This is a genomic window from Geothrix sp. PMB-07 (genome assembly GCF_030758935.1).
In the GTDB taxonomy this organism is placed as follows: Bacteria; Acidobacteriota; Holophagae; order Holophagales; family Holophagaceae; genus Geothrix.
Map to the genome: position 1 here is coordinate 3,974,504 of NZ_CP132333.1, position 17,347 is coordinate 3,991,850.

Consider the following 17,347-nt stretch of genomic DNA (forward strand, 5'->3'; position numbering starts at 1 on the left):
GTTGAAAGGGGCGGGCGATAGTGGGCAAAGCTTTTCCGTCCGCCATTGAGAATTCGTCGGTTCGCTTACTCGGACGCGGTCGCGCCCTCGGCGAGTTCGACATAGGCCTTCTTACGGGGGCTGGAAGTCCCCACGAAACGACCCAGGCGCTTGGTCCGGCTGGGGATCCGCACGGTGCGGATGGCCTTCACCTTGGACTGGAGCAGCAGCTCCACAGCTTCCTTGATCTGATGCTTGGTGGCCCAGGTCGCCACTTCGAAGACCTGGATGTTCTGCTCGCGCAGGATCTGGCCCTTCTCGGTGAGCAGGGGCTTGCGAATCACTTCAAAGATCTTGGTCATGGCTTCACAACCTCCTGGAGGGCCAGGACGGCTTCCTTGGAGAAGATCACCTGGTCGTACTTGAGGAGCTCATAGACGTTGACGCCCAGGCTCTCGACGATCTGCAGCTTGGGGTTGTTGCCGGCGGCCTTGGTCAGGTTCTCGCTGGCTTCGGTTCCCACGAGGAGGGCAGAACCATTGACCCCGAGCTTGCCGAGGGTCTGAATCAGGCTCTTGGTCTTGTGGGACGCGATATCCCAGTTCTCGACCACCGTAATCTGGCCACTCGCCAGCTTGGCGGACAGCGCGTTGCGCAGGGCGGCGCGCCGGGCCTTCTTGGGGAAGGCGTAATCATAGGAACGGGGGTGCGGACCGTGGGTGGTGCCACCGCCCTTCCACAGCGGGCTGCGGATGGAACCCACACGCGCGCGACCGGTGCCCTTCTGCTTCCAGAGCTTCTTGCCGGAGCCGCTGACTTCCCACTTGTCCTTGGTCTTCGCCGTGCCGGCGCGACGCCGGGCCAGGAAGTGGCGCACCGCCTCCCAGATGAGGTGGTTGTTCAACTCTTCGAGCTTGAAGACTTCGGGCAGCAGATCAACCGTGCCAGCGGGCTTGTTCTCGAGGTTGACGACGGGGTGCTGGAACGCTGCCATCTTAGGCCTCCTGCTTGATGACGATGTACCCACCCTTGGGGCCGGGGACGGCGCCCTTGATGAGCAGCAGGTTGTTCTCGACATCCACCTTCGCGATTTCCAGATTGCGCACGGTCACCTGGGCGTCGCCCATGTGGCCAGCCATGCGCATGCCCGGGAAGACGCGGCTGGGGTAGCTGGACTGGCCGATGGAGCCAGGCGCGCGGTGGAACATGGAACCGTGTGTCGCACGGCCACCAGCGAAGTGGTGCCGCTTGATGACGCCGGCGAAACCCTTGCCCTTGCTGATGCCGGTGACATTGACCTTGGTCTTCGCCTCGAAGGCGCTCGCCAGGACACTGTCGCCAGGCTTGGCTTCGCTGGAGGCATCCACCTTGATCTCGCGGATCACCCGAACCGGAGCGACGCCGAGCTTCTCGCAATGGCCCTTTTCAGCCTTGGAGGCGCGCTTGCCGCCGTTCGGATCCACGAAGCCGATCTGGATGGCTTCATAGCCATCCTTGGCAGAGGTCTTGCGCTGGACGACCACACAAGGGCCGGCCTGGATGACGGTCACGGGGACAATCTGTCCCTGCTCATTGAAGATCTGGGTCATTCCCAGCTTCTTGCCGATGATTCCTTTGGACATGTTTTCTCCCCCCTCTACCTGTTGCCCTGACGGCTGAAGACCTTGATCTCCACGTCAACGCCAGCGGGCAGATCCAGGCGCATGAGGGTGTCCACGGTGTTCTGGGTCGGATTCAGGATGTCGAGCAGCCGCTTGTGCGTGCGGATTTCGAACTGGTCCCGGCTCTTCTTGTCCACGTGGGGGGAACGGTTGACGGTGTACTTGTTCGTCCGGGTGGGCAAAGGAATCGGTCCTGCCACCTGGGCGCCCGTGCGCTTGGCGGTGTCCACGATTTCGCGGGTGCTCTGATCGAGCAGACGGTGGTCGAAGGCACGCAAACGGATGCGGATGTTGTCTTTCATGCTCACTCCATTGGGACGCTGAACGTCCATAGACGTGGGGCGCTGACCGCCCATGTAAATCCGTCCCAACGACAGGGACAGGGCTGATCAGCATAACAAAAGCCGCTGAAAACACAACGGCTATTTTGAGAAGAACGCACGACCACCCGTGGGTGGAAGCGGTTGGATCAAGAGGCCCGGCAACCTTGCGGTTCGAGAAATGACCTCACCCCGAGAGGGGCTAAAAAAGCAGGTAAAGCAGAAATGACTGGAATTGCGAGCAACGAGGACTGGCTTCGCCAGGCCGAGTTGTGGGGGTCCGGGGGTGTGTGCGAAGCACGGAACCCCCGGAGAGAATCAACCTACTTGGCGCCCTTGACCTTGGCCACGATCTCTTCGGCCACGTTGCGGGGAGCTTCCTCGTAGTGCGAGAACTGCATGGTGTAGTTGCCGCGACCCTGGGTCATGCCGCGGAGGGTGGTCGAATAGGCGAACATCTCGGCCAGGGGCACCTTGGCGGTGACGACCTTGACGCCGGCCCGGTCTTCCATGTTCTCGATGCGGCCACGACGGCTGTTCAGGTTGCCGATGACATCGCCCATGTAGTCCTCGGGGACCACCACCTCAACGCCCATGATGGGTTCGAGGATCACAGGGGAAGCCTTTTCGCAGCCGTTCTTGAAGCCCATGGAGCCGGCGATCTTGAACGCCATTTCGTTGGAGTCCACGTCGTGGTAGCTGCCGTCGTAGATGGTGATCTTGATGTCGACGCAGGGGTAGCCCGCCAGGACGCCGGACTGCATGGCTTCCTGGATGCCCTGGTCGATGGGCTTGATGTATTCCTTGGGAATCACGCCGCCCTTGATGTCGTTGATGAACTCGTAGCCCTTGCCAGCCTCGTTGGGCTCGACATACATCTTGACGTGGCCGTACTGGCCGCGGCCGCCGGACTGACGGACGAACTTGCCTTCGGCGTCCACGCGCTTCCGGATGGTTTCGCGGTAGGCCACCATGGGCTTGCCCACGTTGGCTTCCACCTTGAACTCGCGCATCATGCGATCAACGATGATCTCAAGGTGCAGCTCGCCCATGCCGGCGATGATGGTCTGGTTGGTTTCGGGATCGGTCTTCACCTTGAAGGTGGGATCTTCCTGGGCCAGGCGGCTCAGGGCCACGCCCATCTTCTCCTGGTCGGCCTTGGTCTTGGGCTCGATGGCCACCTGGATCACGGGATCCGGGAAATCCATGGACTCGAGGATCACGGGGTGGTTCTCGTCGCAGATGGTCTGGCCCGTAAGGACTTCCTTCAGACCCACAGCGGCAGCGATGTCGCCGGTGCGGACCTCTTCAATGTCCTCGCGCTTGTTGGCGTGCATCTGGAGCAGGCGGCCAATGCGCTCACGGCGACCCTTGGCGGCGTTGTAGACGCCAGAGCCCGCAGCGAGCACGCCGGAGTAGACGCGAAGGAAGGCCAGCGAACCCACGAAGGGATCGGCCATGATCTTGAAGATGAGGGCGGAGAAGGGCTCCTTGTCCTCGGCCTTGCGCTCAGTCTCGTTGCCGTCGGCGTCGACACCCTTGATGGCCGCGATGTCGAGGGGCGAAGGCATGTAGCTCACCACCGCGTCGAGCATGGGCTGGACGCCCTTGTTCTTGAAGGCGGAGCCGCACATCATCGGCGTGAAGAGGAGCTTGATGCAGCCGGTGCGGATGCCCGTGCGGATCTCGTCCTCGGTCAGCTCTTCGCCGCCCAGGTACTTGTCCATGAGCGCGTCGTCGGTCTCGGCGACCATTTCGACCATCTTTTCGCGCCATTCCTTGGCCGTGGCCACCAGCTCGGCAGGAATCTCACCATAGATGACCTTGAAGCCCTTGTCGCCCTCGTCGAAGGTGAGGGCCTTCATCAGGACGAGATCGACCACGCCCTTGAAGTCTTCCTCGGCGCCGATGGGGATCTGGATGGGCATGGGACGCGCCTTCAGGCGAGTCTTCATCATCTCGACGACACGGAAGAAATCCGCGCCGGGGCGATCCATCTTGTTCACGAAGGCCATGCGGGGCACGCCGTACTTGTCGGCCTGCCGCCACACGGTCTCAGACTGGGGCTCGACGCCGCCCACCGCGCAGAACACGGCGCAGGCGCCGTCCAGCACGCGCAGGGAGCGCTCCACCTCGGCCGTGAAGTCCACGTGGCCGGGGGTGTCGATGATGTTGATGCGGTGCTCAATGCCCTTCAGCTGGCCCGTCTGGGCGGTCCAGGCGGCCGTGATGGCAGCGGAGGTGATGGTGATGCCGCGCTCCTGCTCCTGCACCATCCAGTCGGTGGTCGCAGCACCCTCATGCACCTCGCCGATCTTGTGGATCTTGCCGGTGTAGTAGAGGATGCGCTCCGTCGTGGTGGTCTTGCCGGCATCGATGTGCGCCATGATGCCGATGTTCCGGTAGCGCTCGAGTGGGGTCTGGCGGGCCACGGCGGCCTCCTGAAAGGGTGAAAACGGAATCGGAGTCGGAAATGCTTCTTCAAAGACCTTCGCGGAAGGAGCCGCCCGAGTGGCGGCTCCTTCCGGTCGGAGGGATTGCTACCAGCGGAAGTGGGCGAAGGCCTTGTTGGCTTCGGCCATCTTGTGGACGTCGTCCTTCTTCTTGATGGACGCGCCGCGGAAATTCATGGCGTCGAGGATCTCGCCCGCCAGCTTGTCGCGCATGGTGCGCTCGCCGCGGGAAGCGGAGTAGATCTTCAGCCAGCGCATGGCCAGGGACTGGCGGCGGTTCTGGGGAACCTCCACGGGCACCTGGTAGGTGGCGCCACCCACGCGGCGGGACTTGACTTCCACCGAGGGCTTGATGTTGTTGAGAGCCTTCTGGAAGGCCTCGAGAGCCTCTTCGCCACTCTTCTTGGCGACGATTTCCAGCGCTCCGTAGAGGATGCGCTCGGCGGTGGCCTTCTTGCCGCGCTCCATGAGGATGTTCACAAACTTGGAGACGACGAGGCTGTTGTAGACGGGATCCGGAAGGATCTCACGCTTGGCGGGTGCGGAACGGCGAGCCATGTTTTACCTCCCCCTACTTCTTCTTGGCCGGCGCGGCGCCAGCCTTGGGGCGCTTGGCGCCGTACTTGGAACGGGACTGGTTACGGCCCGCAACGCCGGTGGCGTCCAGGGTGCCGCGGACCACGTGATAGCGCACGCCCGGCAGATCTTTCACACGGCCGCCGCGGATGAGCACGATGCTGTGCTCCTGCAAATTGTGGCCCACGCCCGGGATGTAGGTCGTGCACTCGATGCCGTTGGTGAGGCGCACACGCGCCACCTTGCGAAGCGCGGAATTCGGCTTCTTGGGGGTGGTGGTGAACACACGGGTGCACACGCCACGCTTCTGCGGGCAAGCGTCAAGCGCGGGGCTCTTCGTCTTGTTGGTGAACGTCTTCCGCCCATGGCGGATCAGCTGATTGATGGTAGGCACACCATCCTCCAAGGAAGGCACCGGGTTGTCCGGGCCTGGGTCTGAGAGGTTCCGCCGCAAACAGGCACCGGGGAACATCGGACAGATGAAAACCTTCGCCGACCCACGGGGCCGGAACCATCTAGGCTATCGGAATGGCCAGGGAAGTCAACGCATCAAGTGTGAATTGAGGCGGACATCACCCGGCGAGGGGGCACCCGCAGCCGCCTGCCGCACAACCATGGCCACCCTTCGGGGCCTCGGCCTTGGGGGAGGCGCTCTCGGCCGGAGCCGCGGCCGCGCCCTTGTACCAGCCCCCACCGGTCAGGGCGAAGGCCGCCACGGAGACCTGGCGCCGCATGCCCTCGGGCTTCCCACAGGCCTGACAGGCATGGACCTCCGGCGCCGAAAGGCTTTCCAGCTTCTCCTCGGATTGGCCACAAGCTTCGCAACGATACTCGTAGAGGGGCATGGCAGACTTCTCCTGGGAATCGTCCCCGAACCGATGATTTTACCTAGGTACTGAGATGCCGTCACCGACCCGTTTCTTCCAAAGCCCCGAGGCCTTTTTGGCGGCCATCCCCAGGCCGAAGGTCCTCTGCTTCACCAACGGCTGCTTCGATCTCATCCACCCGGGCCATGTGCAGTACCTCGCCGACGCCAGGGCCCTGGGCGATTTCCTGGTGGTGGGCCTCAACAGTGACGCCTCGGTGGCCCGCCTGAAGGGTGACTCCCGCCCCCTCCAGGACGAGGCTGCCCGCGCCGCCATCCTGCTGGGCCTGCGGAGCGTCGATGCCGTGGTGCGCTTTAACGAGGACACCCCGCTGGAACTCATCGGGGCCCTGCAGCCCGATGTGCTCGTAAAGGGCGGCGACTACACACCAGAGACAGTTGTTGGCCGCGAGATCGTCGAAGGCCGGGGCGGACGCCTGGTGCTCATTCCCTTTCTACCGGGCCACAGCACCACCCGCATCGAGCAGCGGATCCGCAGTGGACGAGGCGTCACGCTGGAGTAGCCTTCCCAGGAACGCCCTCCAGTAGTCCCATTGGATGATTCGGCAGAACGAAGCCACCGCTAGCCTGGAACTGGCTCCCTCTGAGCCCGTTTTTCCGGAGGTTCCATGCGGCACACCACCCTCGTCATCCTCGGCCTCGCCGGCACCCTGCTTTCCGCCCAGAACATCACTGGAGGCCTGCACACGGGCCTCTCCCTGCCCGTGGGCGACCTCAAGGACAAGTCTGACCGGGGCACCAACCAGATGTTCGGTGCCCACGTGGGTGGCCACCTCGATTTCAACATCACCTCCCACCACCAGGTGCGCGCCCAGCTCAGCTATCAGAACTTCCCCGGCTCCGGGTGGGGCGGCGCCAGCGATGACAAGAACAGCTTCAAGGCCCTGCAAGCCGGTGCGGATTGGGTGTACCACTTCCAGAGCCCGCGGCAGGGTTGGTACACCATCGCCGGTGCCACATTGAACAGCGTGAAGGAAGACTGGGAAGCCACCGCCGCTGGCCGCCGGATCTCCGGAAGCGCCAGCCAGAGCGGCAAGCTGGGCGTGCGCGGAGGCGGTGGCTACACCTTCAACCAGATGATTTCCCTGGAGGGCACCCTGAACCAGATCTTCGTCGACCAGAACGGCAGCGACGGCTTCGGTTTCGATACCGCCACCTGGGCCCAGTTCAGTGTCGTGTTCCGCTTCGGGCGATAACGGGCTTTCAACACCGCAGAACGGGCCGCACGTGCGGCCCGTTCTGCGTCAAAGACAACCAGCACTACAGCAGTGGTGAAAGCAGCTGCCAGTACTTGGGCAGGGGCCAAAGATCAGCGTCGCAAGCCTCCTCCAAGTGGTCCAACACCTCACGCAGGGCATGCTTGGATTCATTCACCGAACTGCCGAAGGCGACGGTGCGGGCGTGGTTGTCCTCGATGGCCTCGGCCGCAGCCAGGGCCTCCTTCATGGCGGCAAGGCGCACCTGGGCCTCCCCGGCCAATGTGGCCTGGGCCTGGAGGGCGGCCTTCAAACGCTCTGGCACCGCAATGCCTGCCGCAGCGAGCTTGGTCAGGCTGTCGGCGCGGGCGCCCAGATCTGCCGTGATGGAAGGCAGGATCTGGGTTTCGGCCATCTGGCGCAGCACCTGGGTCTCGATGGCGATGGCCTTCTGGTACTGCTCGTGGCGGATGTGGAGGCGGGATTCCAGCTCACCTTCGGACAGAATGCCGGGCTTGGAGAACACGGCCTTGGAGGCGGCGCTCTCCCAGATGTGCAGGGCCGCCACCGTGTCTTTGGCGTGGGGCAGGCCTCGGCGCGCGGCTTCCTGCTTCCACTCGTCCGAGTAGCCGTTGCCCTCGAAGCGGATGGCCTTGGTTTCTTGAATGGCCTGTTTGACCACCGCCATGACCGCAGCCTTGTGCTCCTTGCCCGCTTTCAGTTCCGCCTCCAGGCGGCCATTCAGGGTTTCCAGAGCCTCCGCCACGGCGGCGTTGATCACGGTGAGCGGCAGGGCGATGGGCTGGCTGGAGCCCACGGCGCGGAATTCAAATTTGTTGCCCGTGAACGCGAAGGGGCTCGTGCGATTGCGGTCCGTGGCGTCCTTCTCGATGGCGGGCAGGTTGCCGATCCCCAGGTCGAGGATGCGCTGCGTGGAGGCATCCGCGGGGTCGCCCTTCTCGATGGCATCCAGAATGTGATTCAGCTGGGCGCCCAGGAAGGCGGACATGATGGCGGGCGGCGCTTCGTTGGCGCCCAGGCGGTGATCGTTGCCGGCGCTGGCAATGGCGGCGCGCAGCAGCCCACCATGGGTGTGGATGGCCTTCAGGGTGGCACAGAGGAAGTAGAGGAACTGCAGATTCTCTTCGGGCGTCTGGCCCGGCTCCAGCAAGTTCTGGCCCTCATCCGTGGCCAGGCTCCAGTTCACATGCTTGCCGCTGCCGTTGACGCCGGCGAAGGGCTTCTCATGGAGCAGGATGGCCAGGTTGTGGCGCTCACCTACGGATTTGAGAATCTCCATGAGCAGCTGATTGTGGTCACTGGCGAGGTTTGCCGCCTCGTAGATCGGTGCGATTTCAAACTGGTTCGGGGCCACTTCGTTGTGCCGAGTCTTGGCGGGAATGCCCAGCTTGAAGCACTCCAGCTCCACCTCCTGCATGAAGCCCAGCACGCGCTCCTTGATGCTGCCGAAGTAGTGGTCCTCCAGCTCCTGGCCCTTGGGGGGCTTGGCGCCCTGGAGGGTGCGGTTGGCGAACATGAGGTCGGGCCGCTGCTGGGCCAAGTCCAGGTCGACCGCGAAGTATTCCTGCTCGGGACCGCACTGGGCCACCACGGATTCCGCGTTCACGCCAAAGTGCTTGAGGGCATCCTTGGCCTGCGCTGACAGCGCACCCATGGAGCGCAAAAGGGGCACCTTGTGATCCAGGGCTTCACCGTGGTACCCCACGAAGGCGGTGGGGATGCAGAGCGTTTTGCCCAGAGGGCCTTCCATGAGGAAAGCGGGGCTGGCGGGATCCCAGGCGGTATAGCCACGGGCCTCGAAGGTGGCTCGCAGGCCACCGCTGGGGAAGGAGCTGGCGTCGGGCTCGCCCTGGATGAGCTGGCTGCCGCTGAAGCGCTCGATGACGGTGCCGGGCTCGTCCCAGGTGATGAAGGCGTCGTGCTTCTCGGCGGTGGCGCCGGTCATGGGCAGGAACCAGTGGGTGAAGTGGGTACAGCCCTGTTCCAGGGCCCACTCCTTCATGGCCAACGCCACGCTGCGGGCCACTTCGGGCGACAGGGCCTCGCCACGCTTCAGCGCCAGGCGGTAGGCCTTGTAGACGTCCTTCTGCAGCCGTTCGCGCATGGTCCGCTCGCTGAACGTGTTGCAGCCGAAGTACTGGCTGATCTTGAACTGATCCAGCCGTGAGATGCTGGAGGTGTCTGGCGCTTGCGCCTTGGCCATGGTGTTCTCCTCTTGAGTGAAAAGGCATGAACCCGAATAAAGCTGGACCGATGTCCACCCCTGGGGGGCAGTCATCGGATTCCCACATCCACCTGGACCCTGTGATCCGTCCTCAGGATAGCGAAAACCAGCCTGTGGCAACAGGCAATGATGCCTGTGCACGGGCGCTTTCCCTTCTCGGAAACCTCCAAGGCCTGCAGCGAGGTCTCCCCCGCAAACCCGCGCTGGCCCTGGAGCGGGCGGCCTTTTGCGACGTGTTCGATCACCCCGAACCTGCGCTCCGAATCCGCCGCTTTCTCGACAAGGGCCCATTTCTCGACAGGGGATAGAATGGTGGGATGGATCTCACCGCCCCCTACGTCCCCGATCTGGAAAGCATCCCCGCTGGCATCGACCTGGTGGCCGAGATCCGGCGCCTCAAGGCCGAGCGCAAAGCCGTGCTCCTGGCCCACTACTACCAGGAACCCGAAATCCAGGATCTGGCCGACTTCGTGGGCGACAGCCTGCAGCTCAGCCAGCAGGCGGCCAAGGCCGATGCCGATGTCATCACCTTCTGCGGCGTGCACTTCATGGCCGAGACCGCCAAGATCCTGAACCCCACCAAGACCGTGGTGATCCCGGACATGGACGCCGGCTGCAGCCTGGCGGACCGCTGTCCGGCGGATTATTTCGCCGAGTGGCTGAAGCAGTACCCGGATCACGACGTCGTGAGCTACATCAACTGCTCGGCGGGCGTGAAGGCGCTCAGCACCATCATCTGCACCAGCAGCAATGCGGTGCGCGTGGTGGAAAGCCTGCCCAAGGACCGGAAGATCGTCTTCGCGCCGGATCGACACCTGGGCAAGTGGGTGGCCAAACAGACTTGCCGCGAGATGGTGCTGTTCCCCGGTTTTTGCATCGTGCATGAGCAGTTCACGGCCAAGCGGCTGGCGGCCCTCAAGGCCCAGCACCCGGAGGCCAAGCTCATCGCCCATCCAGAATGCGACGCCACCGTCAGCCAGTTGGCGGATTTCGTGGGCTCCACCGCAGCCTTGCTGAATTACGTGCAGAAGGACAGCGCCAACGCCTTCATCGTGGCCACCGAGGCCGGCATCCTGCACCAGATGAAGCAGCGCCGACCCGAGGCCGAGCTCATCCCCGCCCCGGCGGACAGCGGCTGCAACTGCAGCTTGTGCCCCTACATGAAGCTGAACAGCCTCGAGAAGCTCTACCTCTGCCTGCGGGACCTCCAACCCGAGATTCAGATGGAGGAAGGCCTCCGCCGCCAAGCCCTGAAGCCCCTGGAGCGGATGCTGGCCCTGGGCTGATTCCGGCCTTCAGAAGGGAAGACAGCGCTAAGCTGGCCGGAGCCCTTACACCGAGCCCGCATGTACCGCCACCGCACCTCCCGCTATCGGATCCTCCACCCTGGCGCCCAGGGGCCGGGCCGTTGGCTTCGACTGGAGCAGCGGGGTGCCCTCATCATGCTGGGCCTCGCGGGCCTCGTCACGGCAGCCCTGCTGGCGGTGGCTCCCACCATCTACATCCGGGAGCATGTCCTCAATTCGCGCCAAGCCTTCATGGACAGCCATTGGGGCGATTTCGAAATCGTGGAGCGGCACTGGAAGACGCTCCCCATGCTTCAGACCGTCAAAACCGGCACCGAACCGGATGTGCGCCATTTCCTGGAGAGCCAACCTCTGGTGGTGGCCCTGCTTGACCGCTTCGAGGGCCGACGGCTCTGGCTGCGCCAAGGCGAACACTTGATCCACCCCGGGGATTCACCGCAGGCCCAGCTCTACCTCGGATGGCTTGCCCATGCGGAGATGGCCCAGCGGTTTGAATGGAATCCGCCCAAAGACCAGGATCCGGATTTCGGCAGGATCGCCACCGTCGTCCTGCTCTCCGACCGATGGCTGGTGCTCAAGCGCTGGGAACCCGGCTCACCGACCGTCGAGCAGGCGCTCAGCATGGCCATGACCCCTTCCCCCAATTGCAGGATGGGGCTCCTCCGCGAGGACGATGAAAAGCGCGATGACTTGGAGATGCTGGAATGGGGGCGCAAACCCCACATTCAGGCCGACCCGGCCCGCCTAGTCTACTATCGCCTCAACTGCGTGGTCAAAACCAATGCCTTTGGCAACGGCTGGAGCCTTGGAGCCATTGCCTTCGAAGAACAGGAGCGGGTCTACCGTGCCGACCTGCAGCTTCGGGAACGCATCGCCAACACCATCTCCGTGGTGGTGGGCTTGGCCATCGCCCTGGGCCTCTGGATCCGCTACCGGTCGCGGCGGCGGGCCGTGCTGGACGCTGATCGCATGGCGGCCATGACCCACAGCCTCAAAACCCCCCTGGCCATCCTGAAGTTCCGCTGCGATTCCCTGCGCCTGGGCCGACTCAGCCCTGATCGCGCCGACGAGGAATTGCTGAAGATCGGGGAGGAGGTGGATCACCTCACCACCCTCATCGAAAGCAGCCTCAAGGTCATGCGCGGCCAAGGGCCCTCGGGCCCCCGGGGACAGGCCACCCGGGCCTGGTTCCAGGAGGTGGTGGAAGACCTGCAGCCTGCCTTCGAGCTGGAACAGCGCGAGTTGGAACTGCGCCTGGCTCCGGAGGCCGGCCATGCACCGCTTCCCTCCCTGCGCGCCGCCGTCCTCACCCTGCTGGAGAACGCCCTGGGCCATGGCCGGGGCCGGGTCACCCTGGAAACCTGGCGGAACCGTCGCCGATTCTGCATCCAGGTGACCGATGAGGGCGAGGGACTGCAGCCGCACCAAGTCAAAGCCCTGGGCAAGCCCTTTCTGCGCATCCGCGAGCGGGGGAAGGAAGGGTTCCAGCGAGACGGTCAAGGCCTTGGCCTGAGCCTGCTCATCCAGGTGGCAAACCAGGAAGGCTGGGGCCTCAGCTTCGCCTCGGCTCCTGGCGAGGGGTTTTCCGCCCTCCTCGAGGTGCCGTCGGCATGAACACGTCTGCGCTGCAGCCGATTTCCGGCTTGTCATCCCCGGCCAACATCGCCATGGTGAACAAGCCGATCCTTGAGCGAGACGCCGTGACCCACATCCTCGTGGTGGAGGACGAGCCGTCCCTCTGCCAACTGCTCGTGAACAATCTGACCTTCGAAGGCTACTCCGTGGAGGCGGCCTTGGACGGCTTGCCCGCCTTGGCCGCCCACCGGGCCCATCGGGCCGATCTCATCGTCCTCGACCTGATGCTGCCCCAGATGGATGGCTTCGAGGTGCTTCGTACCCTGCGGGACAGCAAGGATGAGGTGCCCGTGCTCATGCTCACGGCCAGAGGCGAGGAGATGGACCGGGTCCGCGGCCTCAGCCTGGGCGCCGACGACTACATGGTGAAACCCTTCTCGGTGCTGGAACTCGTCGCCCGGGTGAAAGCCATCCTGCGCCGCTCGCGGCCCATGGATCGCCCCGTCCGCCTGCGCTCGGGCCCCTTCTGCTTCGACCTGCCTCGGCTGGAGGCACAGCGGGATGGCCAGATGCTGGAGCTGACCCCCCGGGAATTCCGCCTGCTGGAGATCCTCATCAGCCACGCGGGCCGCACCCACAGCCGCAAGGAACTGCTGCAGCTGGCCTGGGAGCCGGATGCCCGGCCCAGTGCGCGAACGGTGGATGTCCACATCGCCAACTTGCGCCGAAAACTGGGGGAAGACCAGGGCGCGCCCTGGATCGCCACCGTGGGCGGTGAGGGCTACCGCTGGATCACCGCCGTGGAGCCCGAGGTGAAGTAGCTCTCTCCGGGGGTTCCGCGCTTCGCGCACACCCCCGGATTCGCCTCAGTCTTGGTTCCAGGCCAGAATGGGGCATGACGTCCTGGAATCCCCACAGCTGGCAGCGCTTTCCGGCCCAACAGCAGCCGGTCTACGACAACCCCTCCGAACTGGAAGGCTTCCTGGCGCGGTTGCGCCGCCTGCCGCCCCTGGTGGTGCCCGAGGAGGTGGTCCGTCTCCGGCACCTGCTGGCCGAAGCCGCCACGGGGCGCCGCTTCCTCCTGCAGGGCGGCGACTGCGCCGAACAGTTCAAGGATTGCACCCCCGAATCCATCGAGGGCAAGCTGCGCGTGCTGCTGCAGATGTCGGTCGCCCTCACCCATGGTGGCCGCAAGCCCGTGGTGCGCGTGGGCCGTATCGCCGGCCAGTTCGCCAAGCCCCGCAGCAAACCCACCGAGACCATCCGTGGACGGGAATTCCCCAGCTACCGAGGCGACCTCGTCAATGGCCTTCATGCAGACGATGCCAGCCGCCGTCCCGATCCGGGCCGCATGCTGGAGGCCTACTTCCACGCCTCCGCCACCCTCAACCACCTGCGGGCCCTCACGGCGGGCGGCTTTGCCGACCTGCATCACCCCGAGCGCTGGGAGCTGCCCGGTGGCAGCGGCGAAGTACCCGCCTACCGCCGCACCCTCGACCAGGTTCGCGAATCCCTGGATTTCCTGGAAGCCCTCGGCGGCGTCCAGCGGGATGTGCTTGAGCGCATTGACTTCTTCACCAGCCACGAGGCCCTGCTGCTGCCCTACGAAGAGGCGCTCACCCGCTGGATCGGCGAAGACAGCAGCTACTACAACCTGGGGGCCCATACCCTCTGGGTGGGCGAGCGTACCCGCCAGCTCGATGGTGCCCACATCGAGTACCTGCGCGGCATCCGCAACCCCATCGGCGTGAAGGTGGGCCCCAGCGCCTCACCCGAGCACCTGATCGAGCTCCTGCACCGGCTCGATCCAGACCGCGAGCCCGGCCGCATCACGCTCATCTCGCGCTTCGGCGCCACCAAGATCCAGGCCGCGCTGCCGCCCCTGCTCCAGGCGGTGCAGGCCACAGATCACCCCGTGCTCTGGAGCTGCGATCCCATGCACGGCAACGGCACCGAAAGCGCCACCGGTCTAAAGACGCGCGAATTCAGCGCCATCCTCTCGGAGCTGCGCCAGGCCTTCGAGATCCATCGCACCCACGGTTCCCACCTGGGCGGCGTGCACATCGAACTCACGGGGCAAGCCGTCACTGAATGCACTGGCGGCACCGAAGGGCTCTCCGAAGAGGATCTGGCCAAGGCCTACGAAACCGGCTGCGACCCGCGGCTCAACGCCACCCAAAGCCTGGAGATGGCCTTCCTCATCGCGGAGATGATGCGGGGTTAGGTTTACTGCACCGTGGGATGGACGCCCTCAGGCCCCAACCGGAGCGTCATTTGCTCGAACCCCACCGTGAGCAGCAGCTCCGCCCCCGCCGCCAGTTCCGGCAGGGCCTTCAGTCTGGGCGGGGGCAGCAGCAGCACTTCGCCTGCGTGCAAGGGAGGCAGCTCCAGGCCCTCCCAGGCCCTCAGCGGCACGCTGCGGCGAACGGCCCCGGCCTTCAGTTCCAGGCTGCCGGTGGGCCATTCGTCCGACATCCAGGCGCCCAGTACCGCGCTACCCCCGTCTTCCAGGGCCAGGCAGAAGCCACCAAAGGTTCCGCCGGCCAGCCCCAGCACCGCCAGGCAGGGTTGGGGCGGCGCCGACAGCTCAGCCCCGGGCCCCCGCAGGCCCAGGCGATCCAGGCCCTGCCCATCCGAACGGCGCAGGCGCAGGGGCCGGGGCAGGCAGGGCAGCAACTGCACCAATTCAGGAGGGGGGGCCAGGGTTGCCGGCAGCGTGCCGCGCCGCTCCCATTTCTCGGCATAGGCCGCCGCCTGCCGGGCCCGGGCCAGCGCCCTGGGCCCGCCCTCCAGCACCCGGCGCAGGCTGGCCGGAACCAGCGCTTCCGCCATCCGCTCAGGATCACCCTCACCCAGCTTGCGCAGGCGCACCGCCTCGATGCGGTTCAAGTCCGCCAGACGGCCCGAGGCCAACCGCGCCACGAGGGCGCGGCGTTCGATGGGGCCCTCAGCCCAGACCGCCGTTCCCAGCAGCATCAGGCCTGCGCCTCCAGCCACTCCCGCGTCGCCGAGGCCAGGGGCCGAGGCCGGTGGGTGGCGAAGTCCAGCATCACCTGCACCGTTTTTCCTTCGGCGAAGAGCTCGCCGCCCAGTCCCTTGGTGATGCGGTAGCTCAGTTCAAAGGAACTGTTGCCTGTCTTGGAGCAGGACAGTTCGACGTGCACTTCGTCCCCCAGCAGGATGGGCATGCGGTAGTCGACTTCCGCCCGGACGATGAGGAAGCCCTCCTCCTGGAATTTCCGGCCGCCCAGGAAGCTACGCCACCACTGAAAGCGCGCCTGCTCCATGTAGCTCACCACCACGGCATTGTTCACGTGGCCCATGGCGTCCAGATCGCTGAACCGCACCTCGATGGGATGGGAAAAGGGCATGGAGCCTCCGGATGTTCCAACATACCCGCAACCCATGCCATGATGCGCCGGATGCCCGCTCCCCTGATCCTCGCCTACGATCCAGCCTGCACCCTCTGCTGCCGCATGGCGCTGTGGCTGGCCCGCCGCGACCGCCAGGGCCTGCTCCTCATCCTCTCCGTGCGCGATCCCGAGCTGCTGAGCCTGGCGCCGGAGCTGGGCGGCAAGCCTGTAGAACGGGAAATCCACGGATTGGACATGGCCACCCGGGAGATCCGCGCCGGCGCCGATCTGTTGCGTCCCATCGCCCTTCGCCTGCCGGGCTGGCGGTGGGTTTCCCCGCTCCTGGCCATTCCCGGACTGACCGGCCTTCTGAACCGCGTCTACCTGAGGTGGGCGGCGTGGCGGTTCCGCCGCACGGGCCGCCAGCCTTTCGCCTAGCCTGGAGTAGCCTGAAGGCATGGACGCAGAATCCCAAACCGCCTGGCACCCGGACCGCAGTTGGGTGGATCCGCTCATTTCCATGCTGGCCCTCCTGGCACTGCTGGCCTCGGCCTACACGCTCTGGGCCCGCCAACTGAGCGCCAAACGGCCCCTCGAAAGGGCTGGCCTCCCGGCCCGGTTGATGGAAGTGGTGCTGGCCGGGCCGAGGCTCCTGACAGGGCAAACGACCGCCGCCTCGCAGTGGACCAAGGCCGAGCGGCAGTTGAAGGAACCCTGGGACCAGGCCCTGCTGGCGGTGCTCAAGGCGGAATTGAACGATCCCAAAGCCCGGAGGCCCGAGGCCACTCCGGCCGGCGCGCCAGGGGAGCGTTTCCTGCGGACCTGGCTGGCCGCCTACGGAGATGGCCCCCTGCCGGATCAGGCCACCCGGACGGAAATCCATCGCCGCCTGGGCGGTGGCTACGCGGCAGACCTTCTGGAAGCCCGGCTCCGGGACCGCGAAGGGGGTGGCGAGGCCCTGCGTACCCAAGCCAGGAGCGCCCTCCGCACCCGGGTGGTCGGACTCGGTCTTCTGAGCGGCTTGGTACTGGCCCTCGCTGCCGGGGGCTTGGCCCTGGGCATCTACCTGCTGGTCACCCTCAACAAGGCTCCAGCACGGCCCCTCCCCTCCTGGTCCATGTCGGGCCGGGCCGCCGCGGTGGTGCTGTTGACCTGGTTCCTGGCCTTCTTCCTGTCGGGGAACCTGGCGGCCCTGCTGCTCTCGCCGTGGCCCTCTCTGCGCTGGGTGGCCCTCCCGCTGGGCTATCTCATGCAGGCCGCGTTCGGCGTGGGGCTGATCTGCAAGGCCGAGGGCATCACCTTCGCCACCCTCTGGCGCCGCCTGACGCCGGGGCGAACCGGACCCGATCTGGCCTGGGGTGGCGCCTTCGTCGCTCTGGCGGTCTTCTTGGTCATTGCGGTGGCTCTGATCGCCAGCCCCATCCTGAAGCCCAGCCAGAGCGCCCAGCGGGAACTCCAGGATCTGCTGCGGGGCCTCTCGGGCCTGGGGCCCACTCTGGCCCTCTTCCTCACGGTGGCCGGACTCGCCCCCTTCTTCGAGGAGCTGCTCTGCCGGGGCTTCCTGCTGCCCATCCTGGCCCGCAAACAGGGAATGGCCCTGGCCCTGCTCGTCTCCGCCCTGCTCTTCGGGGCCATGCACCTTCAGCCCGCGGGCCTGCCCACCCTCTGCACCTTGGGCTGGGCTCTGGGCCTGGCCATGCGCCAGACCGGCAGCCTGAGAACGCCCATCCTGCTGCATGCCTGCTGGAATGGCTGCCTCTTCCTGTTGATGCGGGCCTTCGCTTGAATCCCCGGAT

At 65.4% G+C, this 17,347-nt stretch carries 19 protein-coding genes; 8 read left to right on the forward strand and 11 right to left on the reverse strand.

Translation table 11 applies throughout. The features are described 5' to 3' along the window. Positions 1-65 precede the first annotated feature (65 nt). The 8 genes from Q9293_RS17415 to Q9293_RS17450 form a co-directional block, all read right to left on the reverse strand. Positions 66-341, reverse strand: coding sequence for a 50S ribosomal protein L23 (locus Q9293_RS17415; RefSeq protein WP_306248707.1), 276 nt, complete (start codon positions 339-341; stop codon positions 66-68). Continuing rightward, the gene (gene rplD / locus Q9293_RS17420) at positions 338-973 is read right to left on the reverse strand and encodes a 50S ribosomal protein L4 (protein WP_306248709.1); all 636 of its coding nucleotides are present in this window, start codon (positions 971-973) and stop codon (positions 338-340) included. Before rplD ends, Q9293_RS17415 begins: the two co-directional genes overlap by 4 nt. A 1-nt stretch (position 974) precedes the next feature. After that, positions 975-1,601 carry a 50S ribosomal protein L3 gene (rplC, locus tag Q9293_RS17425; protein ID WP_306248711.1) on the reverse strand — a complete coding sequence of 209 codons (627 nt, stop codon included), beginning with the start codon at positions 1,599-1,601 and terminating at the stop codon, positions 975-977. Between the two features lie 14 nt (positions 1,602-1,615). After that, positions 1,616-1,942 carry a 30S ribosomal protein S10 gene (gene rpsJ / locus Q9293_RS17430; protein ID WP_043483643.1) on the reverse strand — a complete coding sequence of 109 codons (327 nt, stop codon included), beginning with the start codon at positions 1,940-1,942 and terminating at the stop codon, positions 1,616-1,618. A gap of 341 nt (positions 1,943-2,283) precedes the next feature. After that, a complete protein-coding gene (fusA, locus tag Q9293_RS17435) occupies positions 2,284-4,392 on the reverse strand; it encodes an elongation factor G (protein WP_306248713.1) in 2,109 nt (702 codons plus the stop codon). A 108-nt stretch (positions 4,393-4,500) separates the two neighbouring features. Further along, on the reverse strand, positions 4,501-4,971 hold the full coding sequence (gene rpsG, locus Q9293_RS17440; protein ID WP_306248715.1) for a 30S ribosomal protein S7: 471 nt from the start codon (positions 4,969-4,971) through the stop codon (positions 4,501-4,503). A 13-nt stretch (positions 4,972-4,984) separates the two neighbouring features. Further along, positions 4,985-5,383 (reverse strand): 30S ribosomal protein S12, encoded by a 399-nt coding sequence (rpsL, locus tag Q9293_RS17445; RefSeq protein WP_306248717.1) that lies wholly within the window; start codon positions 5,381-5,383, stop codon positions 4,985-4,987. Positions 5,384-5,561: 178 nt separating this feature from the next. Beyond that, a complete protein-coding gene (locus Q9293_RS17450; protein WP_306248718.1) occupies positions 5,562-5,834 on the reverse strand; it encodes a zinc ribbon domain-containing protein in 273 nt (90 codons plus the stop codon). 55 nt (positions 5,835-5,889) lie between these two features. Between Q9293_RS17450 and rfaE2 the strand changes: the two genes are divergently transcribed. Next, on the forward strand, positions 5,890-6,378 hold the full coding sequence (gene rfaE2 / locus Q9293_RS17455; protein ID WP_306248720.1) for a D-glycero-beta-D-manno-heptose 1-phosphate adenylyltransferase: 489 nt from the start codon (positions 5,890-5,892) through the stop codon (positions 6,376-6,378). A gap of 105 nt (positions 6,379-6,483) precedes the next feature. After that, entirely contained in the window at positions 6,484-7,071 is a 588-nt protein-coding gene (locus tag Q9293_RS17460; protein WP_306248721.1) for a hypothetical protein, read from the forward strand. Between the two features lie 64 nt (positions 7,072-7,135). On the opposite strand, the gene Q9293_RS17465 is transcribed toward Q9293_RS17460, so the two are convergent. Next, positions 7,136-9,295: a glutamine synthetase III gene (locus Q9293_RS17465; RefSeq protein WP_306248723.1), complete on the reverse strand. Its 2,160-nt coding sequence runs from the start codon at positions 9,293-9,295 to the stop codon at positions 7,136-7,138. Positions 9,296-9,633: 338 nt separating this feature from the next. On the opposite strand from Q9293_RS17465, the gene nadA reads away from it, so the two are divergent. From nadA to Q9293_RS17485, 4 genes are all read left to right on the forward strand, one after another. Continuing rightward, positions 9,634-10,602: a quinolinate synthase NadA gene (nadA, locus tag Q9293_RS17470; RefSeq protein WP_306248724.1), complete on the forward strand. Its 969-nt coding sequence runs from the start codon at positions 9,634-9,636 to the stop codon at positions 10,600-10,602. 60 nt (positions 10,603-10,662) lie between these two features. Beyond that, a complete protein-coding gene (locus tag Q9293_RS17475) occupies positions 10,663-12,237 on the forward strand; it encodes a HAMP domain-containing sensor histidine kinase (protein ID WP_306248726.1) in 1,575 nt (524 codons plus the stop codon). Continuing rightward, positions 12,234-13,019, forward strand: a complete 786-nt coding sequence (locus Q9293_RS17480; RefSeq protein ID WP_306248728.1) for a response regulator transcription factor — start codon at positions 12,234-12,236, stop codon at positions 13,017-13,019. The genes Q9293_RS17475 and Q9293_RS17480 overlap by 4 nt, the downstream gene beginning before the upstream one ends. Positions 13,020-13,093: 74 nt before the next feature. Then, entirely contained in the window at positions 13,094-14,422 is a 1,329-nt protein-coding gene (locus Q9293_RS17485; RefSeq protein ID WP_306248730.1) for a class II 3-deoxy-7-phosphoheptulonate synthase, read from the forward strand. A 2-nt stretch (positions 14,423-14,424) separates the two neighbouring features. On the opposite strand, the gene Q9293_RS17490 is transcribed toward Q9293_RS17485, so the two are convergent. Continuing rightward, entirely contained in the window at positions 14,425-15,174 is a 750-nt protein-coding gene (locus Q9293_RS17490) for a hypothetical protein (RefSeq protein ID WP_306248732.1), read from the reverse strand. Next, positions 15,174-15,569 (reverse strand): thioesterase family protein, encoded by a 396-nt coding sequence (locus Q9293_RS17495; RefSeq protein ID WP_306248734.1) that lies wholly within the window; start codon positions 15,567-15,569, stop codon positions 15,174-15,176. The genes Q9293_RS17490 and Q9293_RS17495 overlap by 1 nt, the downstream gene beginning before the upstream one ends. 51 nt (positions 15,570-15,620) lie before the next feature. Between Q9293_RS17495 and Q9293_RS17500 the strand changes: the two genes are divergently transcribed. Both Q9293_RS17500 and Q9293_RS17505 read left to right on the forward strand, forming a co-directional pair. Next, complete coding sequence (locus Q9293_RS17500; protein WP_306248736.1) at positions 15,621-15,989, forward strand: thiol-disulfide oxidoreductase DCC family protein; 369 nt, start codon at positions 15,621-15,623, stop codon at positions 15,987-15,989. A 19-nt stretch (positions 15,990-16,008) separates the two neighbouring features. Then, complete coding sequence (locus Q9293_RS17505; RefSeq protein ID WP_306248739.1) at positions 16,009-17,337, forward strand: CPBP family intramembrane glutamic endopeptidase; 1,329 nt, start codon at positions 16,009-16,011, stop codon at positions 17,335-17,337. Positions 17,338-17,347 lie beyond the last annotated feature (10 nt).